Origin of the sequence: Vagococcus fluvialis bH819 (assembly GCF_900163795.1) — a bacterium.
GTDB lineage: Bacteria > Bacillota > Bacilli > Lactobacillales > Vagococcaceae > Vagococcus > Vagococcus fluvialis_A.
In genome coordinates, this window is the sequence record NZ_FWFD01000015.1 from 611396 (window position 1) to 630877 (window position 19482).

The 19482-nt window shown below is 30.8% G+C and carries 19 protein-coding genes; all 19 read left to right on the forward strand.

Going from position 1 to position 19482, the window contains the following annotated elements:
- The first annotated feature begins 8 nt into the window (after positions 1–8).
- From fliR to fliY, 19 genes are read left to right on the forward strand one after another with little or no spacing between them, the layout of a single operon-like run.
- Positions 9–770, forward strand: a complete 762-nt coding sequence (gene fliR, locus FM121_RS12505) for a flagellar biosynthetic protein FliR (protein ID WP_256958458.1) — start codon at positions 9–11, stop codon at positions 768–770.
- Positions 771–774: 4 nt separating this feature from the next.
- On the forward strand, positions 775–1842 hold the full coding sequence (locus FM121_RS12510; RefSeq protein WP_086952494.1) for an EscU/YscU/HrcU family type III secretion system export apparatus switch protein: 1068 nt from the start codon (positions 775–777) through the stop codon (positions 1840–1842).
- Positions 1843–1884: 42 nt separating this feature from the next.
- A complete protein-coding gene (flhA, locus tag FM121_RS12515) occupies positions 1885–3957 on the forward strand; it encodes a flagellar biosynthesis protein FlhA (RefSeq protein WP_086952495.1) in 2073 nt (690 codons plus the stop codon).
- A 50-nt stretch (positions 3958–4007) separates the two neighbouring features.
- Entirely contained in the window at positions 4008–4718 is a 711-nt protein-coding gene (locus FM121_RS12520) for a sigma-70 family RNA polymerase sigma factor (RefSeq protein WP_086952496.1), read from the forward strand.
- Positions 4715–5422, forward strand: coding sequence for a flagellar hook-basal body protein (locus FM121_RS12525; RefSeq protein WP_086952497.1), 708 nt, complete (start codon positions 4715–4717; stop codon positions 5420–5422). Before FM121_RS12520 ends, FM121_RS12525 begins: the two co-directional genes overlap by 4 nt.
- 16 nt (positions 5423–5438) lie before the next feature.
- Complete coding sequence (locus FM121_RS12530) at positions 5439–6176, forward strand: flagellar hook-basal body protein (protein ID WP_086952498.1); 738 nt, start codon at positions 5439–5441, stop codon at positions 6174–6176.
- Positions 6177–6190: 14 nt separating this feature from the next.
- Positions 6191–6901, forward strand: coding sequence for a cell division ATP-binding protein FtsE (locus tag FM121_RS12535; protein WP_086952499.1), 711 nt, complete (start codon positions 6191–6193; stop codon positions 6899–6901).
- Positions 6902–6922: 21 nt separating this feature from the next.
- The gene (locus FM121_RS12540; RefSeq protein WP_179203870.1) at positions 6923–8983 is read left to right on the forward strand and encodes a methyl-accepting chemotaxis protein; all 2061 of its coding nucleotides are present in this window, start codon (positions 6923–6925) and stop codon (positions 8981–8983) included.
- Between the two features lie 34 nt (positions 8984–9017).
- Positions 9018–11057, forward strand: coding sequence for a methyl-accepting chemotaxis protein (locus FM121_RS12545; RefSeq protein ID WP_086952501.1), 2040 nt, complete (start codon positions 9018–9020; stop codon positions 11055–11057).
- A 32-nt stretch (positions 11058–11089) separates the two neighbouring features.
- Positions 11090–11593 carry a chemotaxis protein CheW gene (locus FM121_RS12550; protein WP_179203871.1) on the forward strand — a complete coding sequence of 168 codons (504 nt, stop codon included), beginning with the start codon at positions 11090–11092 and terminating at the stop codon, positions 11591–11593.
- Entirely contained in the window at positions 11586–12077 is a 492-nt protein-coding gene (locus FM121_RS12555; protein ID WP_086952503.1) for a chemotaxis protein CheD, read from the forward strand. The genes FM121_RS12550 and FM121_RS12555 overlap by 8 nt, the downstream gene beginning before the upstream one ends.
- 17 nt (positions 12078–12094) lie before the next feature.
- Positions 12095–13108 carry a protein-glutamate methylesterase/protein-glutamine glutaminase gene (locus FM121_RS12560; protein WP_179203872.1) on the forward strand — a complete coding sequence of 338 codons (1014 nt, stop codon included), beginning with the start codon at positions 12095–12097 and terminating at the stop codon, positions 13106–13108.
- Entirely contained in the window at positions 13108–13878 is a 771-nt protein-coding gene (locus FM121_RS12565; RefSeq protein WP_086952504.1) for a CheR family methyltransferase, read from the forward strand. Before FM121_RS12560 ends, FM121_RS12565 begins: the two co-directional genes overlap by 1 nt.
- A 17-nt stretch (positions 13879–13895) precedes the next feature.
- Complete coding sequence (locus FM121_RS12570; protein WP_086952505.1) at positions 13896–15911, forward strand: chemotaxis protein CheA; 2016 nt, start codon at positions 13896–13898, stop codon at positions 15909–15911.
- Positions 15908–16504 carry a chemotaxis protein CheC gene (locus FM121_RS12575; protein WP_256958459.1) on the forward strand — a complete coding sequence of 199 codons (597 nt, stop codon included), beginning with the start codon at positions 15908–15910 and terminating at the stop codon, positions 16502–16504. Before FM121_RS12570 ends, FM121_RS12575 begins: the two co-directional genes overlap by 4 nt.
- 17 nt (positions 16505–16521) lie before the next feature.
- Positions 16522–16884, forward strand: coding sequence for a response regulator (locus FM121_RS12580; protein WP_086952506.1), 363 nt, complete (start codon positions 16522–16524; stop codon positions 16882–16884).
- Positions 16885–16911: 27 nt separating this feature from the next.
- On the forward strand, positions 16912–17322 hold the full coding sequence (locus tag FM121_RS12585) for a chemotaxis protein CheW (protein WP_086952507.1): 411 nt from the start codon (positions 16912–16914) through the stop codon (positions 17320–17322).
- The gene (gene fliM, locus FM121_RS12590) at positions 17319–18317 is read left to right on the forward strand and encodes a flagellar motor switch protein FliM (protein ID WP_086952508.1); all 999 of its coding nucleotides are present in this window, start codon (positions 17319–17321) and stop codon (positions 18315–18317) included. Before FM121_RS12585 ends, fliM begins: the two co-directional genes overlap by 4 nt.
- Entirely contained in the window at positions 18317–19366 is a 1050-nt protein-coding gene (gene fliY, locus FM121_RS12595; protein WP_086952509.1) for a flagellar motor switch phosphatase FliY, read from the forward strand. Before fliM ends, fliY begins: the two co-directional genes overlap by 1 nt.
- Positions 19367–19482: the final 116 nt, after the last annotated feature.

The window sequence follows — 19482 nt, forward strand, 5'->3', positions numbered from 1 at the left end:
TTAGGTGAATGATGAATACAATATTAGTTACCTTTATTTTAATATTTTGCAGAATTTCTAGTTTCATGGTCACTGCACCAGGATTTTCATTTAAACAAACACCTAGTTTGTTAAAAATCTTTATTAGTATTTCATTAACAATTAGTGTCTACAGCATTATTCCAGAAAAAATAGTAATTGAAAATATATATATATTTATTTTTTTCGTCATTAAAGAAGTGCTGGTAGGTATTGCGTTAGGATTTGTTGTCCAACTTATCTTTTCTACAGTCGAGATGGCAGGCCAAATTATAGATTTTCAAGTAGGTTTTTCGATGGGATCAGTTTATGACCAAACGATCGGCATTCAAGGTTCAAATTATGGGCGTTTATATTATTGGCTAGCACTAACTTTATTTTTTGTTACTGATATGCATCATATTGTGATTCAAAATCTATTGAATTCATTTGAAATTGTCCCTTTAACCCAATCTTCACTGGGAGGGAATACTGTAGAAGGTATGGTCAAACTCTTTTCTAAAGTATTTGAAATGTCGATTATGTTGGCATCTCCAGTAGTATTAGTTGCATTTGTAACAGATTGTGTTTTAGGTATTGTATCAAGAAGTGTTCCACAAATTAACGTTTTAATGTTAGGAATGCCTATGAAAATTTTAATAAGTTTTTTCTTTTTATTATTATTTTTACCTAATTTACTTCAATTAATTGTCCATATATTCCCAGAAATGAATAGATATATGAGTGAATTTGTACAATCGTTAGCGAGGTGAGGGTATGTCTGATAAAGATAGTAAAACAGAAAAAGCCAGCCCCAAGAAGCTCAGAGATGCTAGAAAAAAAGGGGAACTAGTTAAGAGTCCTGATCTTGTATCAGCAACCTCTTTTCTAATATTTTCCATCTTTTTTGTACCTCTCTGGGAATATGTTATAAGACAATGTTCGGGATTAATTAAAAGTTATTACACTAATTTATATGGCTATGAAAATTTAGAAAATAATCTTAGTGCTATCGGCTTTCAAAATATAATGAAATTTTTCGTGATCGTTGCACCATTTATGGTTATTGCTTTTTTCAGTGCATGGGTTAGTAATTTATTACAAGTAGGCTTTTTATTTACAACAAAACCTATTAAACCTGATTTCAAAAAACTAAATCCAATTAGCGGATTTAAAAATTTATTTAATAAGAAAGCATTATTCACACTGCTTAAAAATTTAGGGAAGCTAATTTTAGTTTTTACTATTACTTTGCATGAAATTAAATCAGTTTTAGGCAACTTTTTCAATGCAGGTTCTGTTGGAATACATGCCTTACCATTTTTTATTTTAAATTTTTTAAAAAAACTAAGTTTCAAGTTAGCAATTATTCTCTTTCTATTAGGTGTACTTGATTACGTAGTTCAATGGTTGTCTTTTAGAAAGAAAATGAAAATGTCTAAACAAGAAGTGAAAGATGAGTACAAACAACAAGAAGGGGATCAACTCATAAAATCCAAACGAAAAAGTATGTATATGGAACTGATTTCTGGAATGATGGGGCAAGTAAAAGATTCAACAGTCGTCATAACCAACCCAACACACTTAGCGATAGCCATACAATATGATAAAGAAAATAATGGTGTTCCAATTGTTGTGGCTAAAGGTGCAGAGTTAATAGCAAAAAAAATAAGGGAAGAAGCAACACTTAATAATGTACCAATCTTAGAAAATAAACCTGTAGCACGTTCGCTATATAAATCAACAGAAATAGGGCAACCAATTCCTGTTGATATGTATGAAACAATAGCTGAAATTTTAGCTTTTGTTTATAAAATGAATGAAGAAAATAAATATAAAATATAATATTTAGATTTAAAAGGTAGATTATGGAGGCAATGAAAAAATTTGGGGTCAAAAATAAACTTAAAAAATAAAAACTATTCTGATGTTATTATCTCCTTTGTCGTTGTAGCTGTCATTGGATTGATTATTATTCCCTTACCAAGTTCTATATTGGATTTCTTAATTATTGTTAACATAACAGTCGGAATTAACATATTATTAATCACATTATTCACAAAAAGTGTTTTAGAGTTTACAACATTCCCGACATTATTGTTAATAACAACGATGTTTAGATTAGGATTAAATATTGCGTCCACACGATTAGTGTTAACCAAGGGAAATGCAGGAAAAGTTATTGATGCGTTTGCTGATGTAGTAGCTGGAAATAATTATATCGTTGGAGCTGTTATTTTTGTAATTATTACTATCGTACAAATAGTTGTTGTTACAAATGGAGCAGGGCGAGTTTCCGAAGTTTCAGCGCGGTTCACATTAGATGCAATGCCAGGTAAACAGATGGCAATTGATGCTGATTTAAATTCCGGATTAATTACTGAAGACGTAGCAAAACAAAGAAGGAGCGACCTTCAACGAGAAGCTAGCTTTTACGGAGCGATGGATGGAGCTAGTAAATTTGTGAAAGGTGATGCCATTGCTGGTATTATCATAACGTTAATTAATTTATTAGGAGGTATTCTGATATTTTCTGTAGGACAAGGAATGGAAGTTACTGAAGCATTAAGTAAATTCGGAAAATTATCAATTGGGGATGGACTGGTCAGTCAAATTCCATCATTATTGATTTCAATTTCATCAGGTATTATTGTCACAAGGTCTAATAATGATAGTACATTCGGAACATCAATAAAAAAAGATTTCTTTCCTAATCCTCTGATAGCTGGGATAGTTTCGTGTGTACTACTAGTGATAGCGTTAGTACCCGGATTTCCAAAAATTCCTTTTATTATTATGTCAGCTGGATTTGGTTTTATAGCATTTAAAAAATATCAGAGTATAGACCAAGAAGAGCAAAAAATAGCAGAACAAAAACAAGAATTACTATTGTTGCAAAAAGAACAAGAATTAGATGAAGATGATACAGTTTCTTCGTTCCAAGTAGAACCGATTTCTGTCGAAATTGGTTACACGTTGATTCCGATGACTGACGATAGTATAGATAATTCTCTTATGCGCCAAATTGTCAATATTCGAAAGCAGTGTGCACATGAATTGGGAGTCTTGTTAACTCCGATTAGAATTCGCGATAATCTACAACTTGGTCCTAATGATTATTGTATTAAGATAAAAGGCAATGAAGTTGCAAGGGGAATTATCTATCCTAACAAGTTAATGGTAATCAATCCTGAAAATGAACAATTAAACTTAGAAGGTATAGATGCTAAAGAGCCAGCGTTTGGCCTAGATGCATTATGGATTGAAGAAACAGATAGAGATACTGCAGACATACACGGTGCTACTATTGTAGAACCTGTGACTGTTATAGCTACTCATTTAAAAGAAGTTATTTATAGTAATACAGCAGAACTTTTGGGGAGACAAGAAGTAAAACATTTACTTGAAGGGATTAAAGATAAGTACAATGTAGTTATAGACGAACTGATACCTGATATTATGCGGTTAGGTGAAGTTCAAAAGGTTCTACAAAACTTACTTAAAGAACAAATACCTATAAATGATTTAGTTACAATACTTGAAACATTAGCGGATTTTGGCATGGTAACAAAAGATGTTGAAGTTCTGACTGAACATGTTAGACAGTCTTTAAAACGGACGATTGTTAAACAGTATTTAGGTGAGGATAATATTTTGAGGGTCGTAACTATTCATCCAGAAGTTGAAGAAATGATTTCAACAAATACTCAAAAAACAACTTCTGGTTCAATACCAGTTTTAAAACCAGAAATAATAACACAACTATTCGATTCTATAAATAGAACACATCAAAAATTAACGGCTGAAAATGTTCAGCATGTGATCTTAGCCTCGCCAACAACAAGACTAACCTTAAAAAAATTAATCTCTTATAATTTTCCAGGACTCGCTGTACTTTCCTTAAATGAAGTTCCGAATGAAGTTGAAATTGAAACGTTAGGAATGATCTCACTTAAATGACAATAAAGTCATAAAAAATTACACAGCTATAAGAGAGGAGGTAAATTGTTATGTACGAAGTTGATTATGAAGCTGAAATAGTAAAACATTTACCATTTGTTAGACGTGTAGTTAATAGAATTGATATAAAATCAGCAGAATATGATAAAGATGATTTATTTAACATTGGTGTGATTGGTTTAATGGATGCTTTAAAAAAATTTGATGTCAATAAAAAGGTTTCTTTTGAAAGTTACGCATACATACGCATTAGAGGTGCCGTAATTGATGAAATTAGAAAAACATCTAGAGTATCTCGATCTCGGATGGGACATTTAGATAGCTTTTATAAAGCGAAAGAAAAAATTGAACGTGAAAAAATGACAACGGCTACAGATAAAGAAATTTGTGAAGAATTAAATATAAATACCAAACAATTATCCAAAATCCACGAAACAATTCATTATTTAGCTAATATTTCATTAGATGATACTATTTTTACAATACAAGGTGAAACATTAGAATTAAAGGATATGATTGAAGACACTGATTCAATACCAATAGACAAAATGATGATAGATGATGAGAAAAAGCAAGCATTAAGAAAAGCTGTTGCGTTGCTGAAAGAACGAGAACAAATTATTCTAAATCTTTATTATACAGAAGAATTAACACTTAAAGAAATTGCTGAAATACTTGAAATATCAGTTCCAAGAGTTTCTCAATTACACGGTAAAACATTGATAAAACTAAAAAAAATAGTTGAGGATGAATTAATATGATACGAAGTATGTATACTTTACAAAGAAATTTAAGTGTTCTACAAACAAAACAAGAAAATACAAGTTCAAATGTAGCTAATGTTAATACCTATGGATATAAAAGTCAGCAAACAATCCAGAAAACAGATGAAGAACAAAATTTACATAATTTTACAGGTGGTCCAGGATTAAATAAACGAAAAGAACTTGGTTCATTTGTTTTTGGAAATAAAGTGGACGAAATATTTAAAGATATGAGTAGTGGCTCTTTTAAACAAACTAATAAGCAATCTGATTTTGCTGTACTAGGTGAGGGTTATTTTAATGTTCAATTACCTAATGGACAAACTGGTTACACTAAGAATGGTCACTTCCAAGTGAATCAACAAAATCAGCTTATTACTCAAGATGGGAATATTGTTCTATCACAAAACCGAGCGCCTATTGACGTTAGAAATGATCAGCCAAATTTTCAATTAACCAAGTTTAATGATCAAGCTGATTTAGTTGCTCAAGGAGAATCACTTTTTACTGCTGAAAATCCAGGAATTGAAGATAGAACGAGCCAAGTTCGGAGCAGTATGTTAGAGGGATCTAATGTGAATATGGTAAATGAAATGACAACACTAATGGATACTGCTCGTCAGTTTGAAATAAATCAAAAGGCGTTACACACATCTGATGAGACGCTACGTAAATTGACAAATGAAATAGGTCGAGCTTAGAAAGGAGTTTTTAATATTGAATCCAAGTTTAGCAGTAAGTAAAAGTGGTATAAACGGTTTACAAACAAATTTAGATATTATTTCAAATAATATTGCGAATTCCAATACAGTTGGATTTAAAGAGAAGGATGCTAATTTTCATGAATTATTGAGAGAAGATACTTCTTCTAGAGGAAATATTCTGATGAATGGTATATCTCGTGGAACTAGAACTGAACAAGGACAATTAAATTTAACTCAAGGAGGAATTATCCCAGGAACAAATGACTTTGATCTTGCTCTTATGGGAGAAGGATTTTTCGGTGTAAGAACTGCAAACAATGAATTATCTTACACCCGAGATGGATCATTTAGATTTGATGCTCAAGGGACACTTAGAACAAGTGATGGAAATAGAGTTGAAATAAATTACTTTTTACCAAAGAATGATTGGCCTAATGGAAATCCGACAGTAAGTGAAAAGGGACAGATCACTATTGGGAATCAAGTTGTTGGAGAAATCCCTGTTTTTGAAAGTAACCAATATGAACAATTTTTAGAAATAGGGGACAATTTATTTCAATTACCAGGTAATCAGAATTTACCAAGAATACAAAATCCAAATGTAAAACAACATTATTTAGAAGCATCCAATGTTGATTTAGCCGGACAAATGACAGATATGATTGTTACTCAACGAGCATATTCTATGAATACCAAAGTTGCACAATCAACTGATGATATGATGCAGATAATTAACAACTTTAAACAATAAAGGAAAGATATGACATGATCAGGTTAGTAAATGTTTTTAAAAAATATACTGAAAACTCTATAGCATTAAGAAATATAACTTTAGACATAGAACAGGGAGAATTTATCTATCTTGTTGGTCCAAGTGGAGCAGGCAAGTCAACCTTAATAAAATTAATGACTTGTGAAGAGCGTTTATCACATGGACTTTTAAATGTTGGAAATGTAGATTTATGTCGGTTACCAAATCAAAAAATACCTGAATTTAGAAGACAAATCGGTATAATACCGCAAGATATAGTTCTTTTAGAATCTTTAACAGTGTACAAAAACTTAGTGTATGTTCTCCATGCAATTGGAGAACATCGAAAAAATATAAAGAAAAAAGTGACCGTTGCTTTAGAAGAAGTGGGTATGTTGGATTATAAAGATTACTATCCTGATGAATTGTCAATTGGTCAGAAACAAAAAATAGCGATTGCCAGAGCCATTTTAAATCAACCAAAAATATTATTGGCAGATGAACCAACAGGGAATTTGGATAACAAATCAGCGATAGATGTTATGAAAATACTTTATCAACTTAATCAAAAAGGAACGACAATTTTAATGGCAACACATAATTCAACAATTGTAAATACAATTAGATATCGTGTATTAGAAATAAAAAAAGGAATGATTGTCAGAGATCAAAAAGAAGGTTCTTATGGACTAAAAAGTGATTATAAAGATATTTTTGTAATTTAAAAAACATAAATGGAGGATTTTATGAATAAAAAAGAAACGAAAAAGGGAAAGTCGCTAGGTAAAGTCATTATTAGCGTTATTTTATTTATGGGTATAATACCCGTTATTATTGTATTACTATTAAATACAACTTTAGTAACTAAATTAGTTATCCATAGAGTGGCAATTGAAGAAAAGAATAGCACAGAACGTGTTATTCAGAGAATGGACACAATTCAGCATAATGTAGAAAGTTCGATTGAAACAATAAAAGAAGATGGTAGCTTACAAAAATTAAATAAAAATAATGAGAGTAGAGAAAACATACGGCATACGTTGAAACTTGTAAATGGATCGGATGAAAATACAGAAAATGTTTTTTATCAACCGATTGATCAGGATAGCATTTCAGCTTTAGGTAGTCAAAAAGATGCAAAAGCTGGCGAAAGAACAGATCGTGAGTGGTATAAAAAGGCGTTAGAAAAACCTGGTAAAACTATTTGGACAAACCCTTATACATCATCAGCTACAGGCGATGTTTCAGTTACTGCGGCAACAACAATAGCTAATGAAAATGGTACTCAAGGGATTATTGGCGTAGATATAAATTTAGCTGAAGTTGGTAAAATGGTAAAAGAAGCCAAATTAGGTGTGACAGGAAGTATGATGCTGACAACTAAAGATGGACAGGTGTTGGTGTCTGGTAGTCCTGAGTTTAAAAATAAAAATATTTCAGAAAAAGTATTCTTCAAAAATAAACCAGAAAAATCTGGATATGTAGGTAGTGGAACTGATAAAGTTTATGTCGGAAAAACAAAAACAGGTTTACTTCTATTTTCAGGTGTTTCTGATAAAGAATTAGACCAAGAGCGTAGTTCACTATTCAAAATTTCAGGTGTAGTTGTTTTAATTTGGGGATTAATAGCAGTTATTATAGCTGTTTTAATTTCTAAACGTGTCATTAGGATAGCCAATATGATTGTTCATTCTTTTGAAAAAGCAGCTAATGGAGATTTGACTGCTAAAATAACTAACACTAAGGGATTTGAAAAAGAAACGGTTAATATTCCAATACTTAGTCGATTATTAGGTGATGGTTCTATTCATGAAAATGGTAACGAAATTTCTCAAATTATCATAGCTTATAACAATATGTTGACTGGATTTGCAGGATTAGTTAATGGAATCCAAAAAGAAAGTAATGAGATAGCTGATATGACGGTTTCCCTATCAGAAATTTCTAAACAAACAAATTCAGCAACAGAAGAAGTATCAGAAACAATCACAGGCATCGCACAAGCAACGAGTTCACAAGCAATGGATGCTGAAAAAACTGTAAATGAAATGAACGATTTAGGAAATGTTATTGATTCTATTCAAAAATCATCATCAGATATGAACAAAGTTACAGAAAATGCAACGAAAGTTAATGAAAAAAATTCTGATTTAATGCAGAATGTTTTTGATAATTGGGAAAGTGAACGCTATAAATTAGGTGAATTAGTAACCAATATAGGTGGTATGAATTCAGATATTCAAAACATTAACAAAATAATTCAAGTCATTACAGATATCTCATCACAAACCAATTTACTTGCCTTAAATGCATCGATTGAAGCAGCGAGAGCTGGAGAAGCTGGAAAAGGTTTTGCTGTAGTAGCAGAAGAGGTTAGAAAATTAGCAGAACAAAGCGCTAAATCAACCAAAGATATAGAAATTATAATTGAAGCAATTCAAAATAAATCTAACGGCATGGTAACTCAAGTAAAAGATTCATATGAAGGTGGAGAAAAGCAAACAGAAGTTATTAATCAAGCGATAGAATCAACACATGAAGTAGTTGATCAGTTTGAAATATTAATTAAAGAAATAGAGCTGGTGGATCAATTGAGTAAAGAAGCAACAAATCAAAAAGACTCAGTATTATTTGCAGTTGAAAATATTTCAGCCTCAACAGAAGAAAATTCAGCAGGCACAGAAGAAGTCTCAGCAAATGCAGAAGAAATATTGGCAACGATGCAAGAATTTACAAGTAATATTGAATCTTTAGAGCAAATTTCAGAAATATTGAAAAGGCAAGCAAATGGTTTTATCTTGAAATAAGGAGTGACTATAAAATCTAAAAGGATTTGTTAATATGAAAAAACCAAAAACAAAATCAGTCAAAAATAAGATAATAGGATTTATCTTATTTTTGACCATTGTACCTGTGATTACTGTGTTACTAATTAATATGAAGGTAATGCAAGAGACTTTACAACATCGACTGGAAATAGAATCACATGAAAAAATAGATAGTGTTCAAAGACAAGCCAATTCTGCACAAAATATTGCTAAAAATGACATGGAAATACTTAAAAATCATGAAGTTTTTAAAGGAGATTTGAATACATCAAAAAAACAACAAGAAATAAAAAAAATCATGAAATTTTTATATGATTCTTCTGATAACTATGAAGATGTTTATTTTGCTCCAACTGGAAAAGAACTTGTTAGCGTTGTTGATTTTAAAATGACAGTAGAGCAGTATAAGGAACGTGATTGGTATACTTCAGCAATGTCTGACACACAAACAATACATATGTCAAAACCTATTAAGGATTTAAACACTGGAGAAATTATTAATACAGTCTCGACTACTCTCGTTGAAAATAATCAAGTAAAAGGTATTCTTGCAATTGATGTAAAAATGAACGAAGCGGTAAATATTGTGAATTCTACTCCAATTGGTATTTATGGTGGAATGAAATTAGTAACACTTGATGGTGAAGTATTGGCGTCAAATGATAAAAATGAAATTGGTAAAAGTGTTCAAGAAAATGTTGGATTTAAAAAAATGACAGAACAAAAGGGCATGGTACATACACCAGCAGGTCGTGATTATTATTTTAAAACTAAAGGTGATCTATTTATCATTGCAGAAGCAGCTGAAAAAGAATTTCAATCAAAACAAGCTGAAATGCTTAAATTATCTTCAATAATTATCGGTATTTGGGGAATTATAGCCATTTTTATTGCACTATTTGTTTCTAAACTAATAATACGTTTAGTACAAACGTTAGTATATTACTTTGAAAAAGCTAGCTCTGGTGATTTGAAATCAAAAATAACAAATATTCGAGGCGATAATGATAAAAAAGCTAATACATTAGTAACAAAATTATTTGGATCAGGCGAGGTTAAAGAAAATGGTAGCGAAATCAGTCAAATAGCTAATGCCTACAATGGAATGCTAGATGGTTTTTCAAACCTTGTAAAGAATATTCAAACAGAGAGTAATCAAATAGCAGATATGAGTATTTCTTTATCAGAGATTTCTAAGCAAACCAATTCAGCGACTGAAGAAGTTTCTGAGACCATTACAGGAATCGCTCAAGCTACCAGTTCACAGGCAATAGATGCAGAAAAAACAGTAAGTGAAATGAATGATTTAGGCAATACAATTGAAGTAATTAATCAATCAGCATTAGAAATGAATGACCAAGCTATTACAGCAAGTAAAGATAATAAAAGTAATTCTGATTTGATGCATGATGTTCATGAAAATTGGGAAATTGAGAGGGAAAAGCTTAAATTATTAGTTGATGACATGACAGGAATGAACATGGATATTCAAAATATCAACAAAATTATTCAAGTTATTACTGACATTTCTACCCAAACCAATTTACTTGCATTAAACGCTTCTATAGAAGCTGCTAGAGCAGGTGAGGCTGGTAAAGGATTTGCTGTTGTTGCAGAAGAGGTTCGTAAATTAGCAGAGCAAAGTGCTGGTTCGACAAAAGATATTGAATCCATCATTGAAGCAATTCAAAATAAATCAAATGAGATGGTAACCCAAGTTTCAGCTTCATACGATGGTGGACAAAAACAAACTGAAATAATTAATAATGCCATTGAATCAACAGATAAAGTAACTAATCAGTTTGATATTATTATTCAAAATGTTCATAAGATTGATCAGTTGAGCCAAGATATTAAACAGCAGAAAGACGATGTATTATTTTCAGTTGAAAATATATCCGCATCAACTGAAGAAAATTCAGCAGGCACAGAAGAAGTCTCAGCAAATGCAGAAGAAATATTAGCAACAATGCAAGAGTTTACTGCCAATATACAGGACCTTGAAATGATTGCTGAAGGTTTGAAAGAACAGGTCAATAATTTTAAAATTTAAAAAAGTAAAATTGTTTTAATGGAGGAAAAATGATGGAAAAACAAATTGTTTTTTTTAGTCAACGACAAGAACTGAGCCTTCCGATAAAAAAAATTGAAAAAATAATTCAGTGGACTAAACCAATACCAATTCCTGAAACATCACTATTTGTTTTAGGAGTTGTAGAGCACAATGCTCATGTCTTACCCATAATAGATTTAAATCAGCGATTATATGGTGAATCTACTGAATTAAACGATGATTTAAAAATAATTGTTGTTCAGTGGAAAGATGAATTTCTAGGATTGGTAGTTGAATCAATTAGAGGAATTGTAGATTTTTCCGTTAATCAGTTTGAGTTAATGACTAACGATGTAACGTTTGATAAAAATTATATTAAAAGCTTTGTTAAAACAAAAGATGGTATTGTCATTCAATTAGATATTGATGCGCTTTTTGAAGGTAATATAATGCTAGATAAATTATTGCGTTCGTTAGAAAGTCAAACTGAAGTTATGTCGGATGACAGTAGTGAGATGATGAAAATCAATGACTAAAGAGATAAAAGTAGGGATTTCAGATTATAAAATTACTGAAGCACCTAATCAACTAATCACATTAGGGTTGGGATCGTGCATCGGTATTGTGATCTGCGATAAAAAAAATAAGTTAGTTGGTTTAAGTCACATCATGTTACCTGACAGTGAAATGTTTAGTACACGTAGTGTTGTTAAAGTCGAAAAATTTGCAGATTTAGCAATTCCGGCAATGGTGACTGAAATCAAAAAACAACAAGCAACTCCTAGTCGATTGGCTGCTAAAATTGCTGGAGGAGCTAGCATGTTTAAACTTGCCAATGATGTGAAAACTCAAAATGTAGGTGAAAGAAATATAGAAGCCGTTGAAAAAGTTTTAAAAGAACTAAGAATCCCAATTGTTGGAAGGCATGTTGGAGGAGACATGGGACGTTCTATCTTTGTTGATTCAGAGACAATGACGGTTTCTATAAAAATGGTAAATAGAGAAGTTCACGAATTATAAAATGAGAGGTAGATTAAATGACGATAAAAGTAATGGTTGTTGATGATTCAGCTTTTATGAGAAAAGTTATATCGGATCAAATTAATAGTATATCTAATGTCACGGTGTGCGCAGTAGCAAGAAGTGGTGAAGATGCATTGTTAAAATTGAAAAGAGAAACTCCCAATTTGATTACGCTTGATATTGAGATGTCTGGAATAGGTGGTTTAGAAACTTTAAAAATAATAAAAAAAGAATATAAAATTCCAGTAATTATGCTGAGTTCTCATTCAGGAAAAGAAATGACAATTACTTGCTTAGAATATGGTGCCATGGATTTTGTGGAAAAACCTCTCAATATTTCACAAATTGAAGCATCTTTTATGCGTGAACTAGAGACAAAGATTAAATCAATTGTGACAATACCAAGTAGTAAAGAAATAAGTGAAACAAAAAGACAAAATTATGAAAAAAAATTTCCTACCAAAGTTAGAGGTATTGTTATTGGTTCTTCCACCGGGGGACCAAAAGCATTAATGGAATTAATAAAATATATTCCAAAAGAATTATCAGTTCCTATATTTATTGTTCAACATATGCCTTCTGGATTTACAAAGTCATTTTCGAATCGTATGAATAGTGAAGCTGCTGTAGAAGTTGTTGAAGCAAAACATATGGATTTAATCAAACCAGGAGTTGTCTATATAGCTCCTGGAGATTATCATATGAGAATTGATCAGAAAAGAATTTATTTGACTAATGAAGAAGAAAAAATAAATAGTGTTAGACCTGCTGTAGATCCATTGTTTGAAACGGCATCCAAAGTATATGGTAAAAGTTTAGTAGGTATTATTTTAACTGGTATGGGCAGTGATGGGGCTGAAGGAATGAAAATTATTTCAGAAAATAAAGGATATACAATTGCTCAAGATAGAGAAACATCAGTGGTTTATGGAATGCCAAGACGTGCAGTTGAATTGGGAGTTGTAGATGAAATTCTATCTTTGGATATGATTGGAACAAAATTAAATTGGATGATAAGGGTGAAATAATGAAAAATAATTTTGAAGAATTCAATAAATGGGGTAATCGCTACTTAGGAATGGACTTATCATCGTATAAGGAAAATCAATTACAACGTAGAATACTCAATATGATGGAAAGTAGAGAAATTACCAATCTAAAAGATTATATGTCCTTAATGGAGAAAGACATTGAGGTTAAAGAAGAATTAAAAAATTATCTTACAATTAATGTGACCGAATTTTTTAGAAATCCAGAACTATTTATAGCATTAACAAAACATTTGAAAAATGACTTACAAAATAATTTTAACACCATTAAATGTTGGAGTGCAGCATGTTCTAACGGTTCTGAACCATATAGCCTGGCTATGCTTTTTGCAGAGAATAACATTAAATTATCAGGAAAGATTTTAGCCACGGATATTGATAAATTAATTTTAAATAGAGCAAAAAATGGTTTTTATTTTAAAAATGAATTAAAAAATGTTTCTCAAAAACAATTGCAGCAACATTTTGTTGAAAAAAATAATGGTTTTGAACTTAAACCTGAAATTAAAAATAATATTAGATTTAAGGAACATGATTTATTACAAAGTAGATTTGAAACAGGATTTCATTTGATTATCTGCAGAAATGTAACAATTTATTTCAAACCGGATGCACGTGACGAATTGTATCAAAAATTTTATGATTCTTTAGTTCCCGGAGGCATATTTTTTACAGGAGCTACAGAAACTATAAATCAGCCAGAAAAATTTGGCTTTAAAAAAATTGACTCGTTTATCTATCAAAAATAAAGAAAGGAGGAAGTTTATTGGACGAAAATGAAAAATATCGAGAACTGTTTTTTGAAGAAGCAGATGAGCATTTAGAAAACTTAAATGATGGTGTTTTAGAACTTGAGAACGACCCTGAAAATGAAGAGACAATTGATAGCATATTTAGATCTGCTCATACGTTAAAAGGTATGGCTGCTACAATGGGTTATGAAACAATGGCAAAATTGACTCATCGTATGGAAAATGTCTTTCAATTATTTAAAAATAAAGTAGTTGAAGTGAATTCAGATAGTATTTCCCTTATTTTTGACTGTTTAGATTCTTTATCTGAGATCATTGAAAGTTTGAGAAGTGAAACTGATTTTCAAGATGAAGAAATTGCAAGTTTAATGAAAAAATTAGAAGAGATAGAGAATAAAGAATTTGAAAAAAAAATCGTTGTGGAAAATAAAGGAGATGTAACTCTTAAGGAAATTAGATTTCCCTCAGAATTATTAACAACTGAAGACGTTCAGTTAATGAATGATTTAGAAAACACAGAGTATACACCATTTGCTGTAAGTATAAGATTAGATAAAGAATGCACTCTAAAAGCACCAAGAGTTTATTTAATTTTAGATAAATTAAACGAAGTCGGTGAAATTACATTCAGTTATCCTGATACAGAAACGTTAGAAAAAGGTGAATTTGATCGTGATTTCCATATAGTTTTGATCACTGAAAAAAATATTGAAGAAGTTGAAAAAAATATACAATCTAATAGTGACATTGATTCTATAAGTATTTTATCGCCAGAAGAAACGTTTAACAAACAACTTTTACCAGAAACAAAAAAAACAACTACAGAAATAAAAACGGCTAAAAAAGAAAAATCAAAAAATATTCCGAAACATGGACAACAGTCGATTAAAGTGGATTTAATAAAACTGGATACCTTTATGAATTTAGTGTCAGAATTAGTAGTCTATAGAACAAGACTAGAAAATATAAGCATGAATGATACAAAACATGATATCAAAGAGCCATTGACAGAAGTTGCTCGTATTACATCTGAATTACAGGATTTAGTATTAAAAATACGAATGCAACAAGTTAGTGTAGTTATGAATCGGTTTCCACGAGTAGTTCGTGATTTAGCAAAAGATTTGGATAAAGACATGATCTTAGTTATTGAGGGAGAAGATACTGAGCTTGACCGAACAGTTGTATCAGAATTAAGTGAGCCACTTGTCCATCTTATAAGAAATTCTGCTGATCATGGAATTGAATCTCGAGCGCGGAGAAAAGAATTAGGTAAACCAGTTGAAGGGGAAATTAAAATAAGTGCTTTTCAGCAGGGAAATCGTGTAACTATTACAGTTTCTGATGATGGTAAAGGAATAAATCCAGACATTATAAAGAAAAGTGCTGAAAAAAAAGGGATTTCAACTGAGGGGATGTCAGATAAAGAAATCATTCATCTAATTTTTCATCCTGGGTTTTCAACGGCTCAAGAAGTAACAAATGTTTCCGGAAGAGGCGTAGGTATGGATGTTGTCCAATCTAAAATCAGTCAACTCGGAGGAACTATTGAACTTCAAAGTGAAGTAAATATGGGATCAATTTTTACAATTAATTTGCCATTAACTCTTTCAATTATTCAATCACTTATGGTGGAAGTATCAGGTGAATTGTTCGCATTGCCACAAAGCTCAATTGAAAAAGTTTTTGAAGTTTCGGAAAAAGATATTGTCAAAGTTCATACAAAAGAAGTATTTATGTACCAAGACATTGCGATACCAGTAATTAGATTACAAGAATCACTTCAATTGAAAAAAAATGAAATCGAAAATGCTCACCCTCATCTTATTATAGTTCTATTAGGTAAAAATTATTACGCATTTTTAGTTGATGATTTAATCGGTCAACAAGAAATTGTTATTAAAAAATTAGGTAAAGAATTAAAACACTTAAATAAATTTTTAGGAGCTACTATTCTTGGAAATGGAGACATAACATTGATTATTGATATAAATGTTATATGTAGTGAAGGTAGTGTGAAAACAGTATGATGAATAAATTAAATTCACTAGAAATTGATGCACTAAAAGAATTGGTAAATATTGGTGGTGGAAATGCAGCAACAAGTATATCTGTTTTAATTGATAAACCAGTGGAGATGGTTGTTCCTTTAATAAAAGTAATGGAATATGAGGAATTGTATAAAAAAATAATGCCAGAAAGTGAAGTGATTTATGCAGCAACTATTCAGATAAGTAGTGACGGTGAAGGCATGTTTTTATTTGCTTTACCTGAAAGTTCTGCAAGTGAAATATGTGACATGATGTTACCACCAGGTTTTGAAAAGACAGATGAAATGATTGGTTCAGCGATTATGGAGCTTTCTAATATATTAGTTAACTCTTTTTTGAACGCTATTAGTCAGTTGTTAAATTTAAAAATAGTTTCGTCGGACCCAAACTTAACGATTGATATGTTTGGTTCAATCATAAGTAGTTTGTATATGGCGTTTGATCAGTTTGATGATGAGATTTTAATTATAGAAAATGAGTTTTATTATTCTGGAAAAAAAATGGATGCTTTACTTTATTTCATCCCAGAAGTCGGTGTTTTAGAAAATTTGTTTAAATCAATAGGAATGTAGAAAGTAGGAAATATAAAATGACAAAAACAGTTTTAATAGTAGATGATGCGGTATTTATGAGAATGAAGCTTAAGGATATTTTAGAAAAAAATGGTTATTCAGTATTAGGTGAAGCTCAAAATGGCTTAGAAGCTGTGGAAAAGTATAAATCTGAAAAACCAGACTTAGTAACAATGGATATTACTATGCCTGAAATGGATGGTGTGGAAGCTCTAAAGAAAATTAAAGCTTTTGATCCAAATGCAAAGATTTTAATGTGTAGTGCAATGGGCCAACAATCAATGGTAATGGAAGCTATACGTGAAGGAGCACTTGACTTTATTGTTAAACCTTTTGATTCAGAGCGTGTTATTAAAGCGTTGGATAAAGTCAGTGTCTAGTCAATATAATATTGAGGAGAAAATATTATGCAATTAATTGTCTTTACTAAAGGTGAAAAATATTATGGCATTCGTACGGAGAATGTAGGAGAAATTATAAAGTCAACTAAAATTTTTCAAGTACCTCAAGCACCTAAATGGGTTGAAGGGTTAATTAATCTTAGAGGAACAATTGTCACACTTGTTAATTTTTCGAAGTTTTTAGAAGAAGAGGATAACAAACTCCATAAAAATATAATTGTAATAACAAATGAAGAAGAAAAAATTGGTTTACTTGTGGAAGATATTGTTGGCGTTTTTTCTATAAAAACTGAAGAAATTCAACCATTAGAAACAAAAAATAATGAGAATATAGAAGGAATTATTTCTATACAAGATAAACTAACTAATATTATTGACATTATGACAATATTTACTGAAAATGAGGGATCAATTTGACACAAGTATTGACACAACAAGAAATTGATAAACTTTTAAGTGCTATGAACAGTGGAGAGATTGATGAACAAGCTTATTTAGAAAAGGAAGAAGAAAGTCATGCTAAAGCATATGACTTTAGAAGACCTACTAAATTATCAAAAGAATATATTAACACTTTATTTATGATTTTTGAGGACTTTTCTAAATATGCAGGAAATAATCTTACGACTCAAATTAGGTCAAATGTATCGTTTAAATTAACATCAATTGAGCAAATTAGTTACGATGAGTTCATCCATTCGATACCTAAATTTACGTTACTTGGTCTATTCCAATCAGCACCACTAACAGGAATCCAGATGATTGAAATTAATCCACAATTTTCTATGATTTTAGTTGAGTTACTGTGCGGTGGCAGTGAAACTGAAATTGGGAAAAGTAATACTGAAAATAAGAAAAGTTTTACAGATATCGAATTAGCTTTACTAGAAGAAGTTTATAAAATATTAATAGTATCCTTTGAAACAGCATGGAAAGATTTAGTAGAGCTTGATTGTAATTTAAGTGGTATAGATACTAACCCTCAATTGCTACAAAATATGTCTCCTAATGAGCCAGTGGTACTTGTAACGTGCACAGTTTCAGTATTGAATCAAAAAACATTTATTAATTTATGTATTCCTTATGTCTTTTTTGAAGGTATTATGGATAAACTTAGTTTTAGAAATTGGTTCGACTCAGATAAAGGATTTAATCAAGAAGATAGTGATCATTTACATAAAAATATCAAAAGTGTTGATTTAGGTTTAGAGACGATTTTAGGCACAACGACAATGACTCTTTCTGATTTCATCAATCTTGAAATTGGAGATGCGATAAGTTTAAATCAAAAAATTTCAGAACCTTTAAAAATGTATGCTGGTGATCAATTCTTTGGTTATGTAAAACCAGGTAAAAAAGAAAATAGGTTAGCAGTTGAAGTATTAGAAATTTCAGAAGGAGAATCAGAATAATGAGCGAAGGTTTATCTCAAGAGCAAATAGATAATATGATAAAAGATGGAAACGAAGAAATAGAACCTCTCTTTAATCAAGATATAACAGATCTAATTGGAGAAGTCGGAAATATATCAATGTCTCAAGCTGCGACAACATTATCTTCAATTTTAAATAGGAGAGTGACAATTACAACTCCTAGGGTAAAATATGTTAAATTCAAAGAAATTTTAAGTGATCTGGTAACTCCGAAAGTATCTTCAGTCGTTGGTTTTAAAGAAGGTTTAGAGGGCAGTAACTTAATGCTTTTAAATGTTGAGGATGCAATTATAATTGCAGATTTAATGATTGGTGGAGATGGACATCCAGAAAGTAATGAATTTACAGAATTAGAATTAAGCGCAGTTGGAGAAGCTATGAACCAAATGATTGGATCGGCTTCGACTTCAATGGCAACGATGATTGGTAAAAAAGTTGATATTTTACCTCCTGAAGTTAATTTATGGAAAGATGAAGAATCAGTAAGTTACACTGGGATAGATTTAGAAACAGTCGTGTCGAAAGTTTCTTTTGATTTATCAGTTGAAGGTGTTATTGAAAGTGAAATTATGCAAATTTACACACGTGAAATGGTTGAAGAAATTTCAGAACTAATGATGCAAGATACAGCAGAAGTTCTAAAAGGACGTGAAGTCGTGAAAGAAAAAATAGTTGAAGAAACGATTCAAACACAAGAAAATACACGTAAAGTTGTTATTCAACAGCCTGAATTTGAAGATTTAGATGTAAAAAAAGTAGAAACAAATAGTGATAATCTTGATTTATTAATGGATGTTCCTTTGGATTTCAGTGTTGTTTTAGGAAATAGCAGAAAATCAATTAAAGAAATACTGTCAATTGGTGTAGGTTCTGTTGTTGAACTAGATAAATTAACAGACGAACCTTTGGAAGTTTATGTTAATGGTAAGTTACTAGCTCATGGGGAAGTAGTTGTTATCAATGAGAACTTTGGTATTAGAATTACGAGTATCCTTTCTCAAAAACAACGAATAAATAATTTAAACTAAACTAATCAGAATAAGTCTTTTGACTTGTTCGATTAGTTTTTTTGTTAAATTTTTTTATAGACCTAATAGTGACTTATAAAGTAATTATGAAAAGTATTAATTTTTTTTCAAAAGAT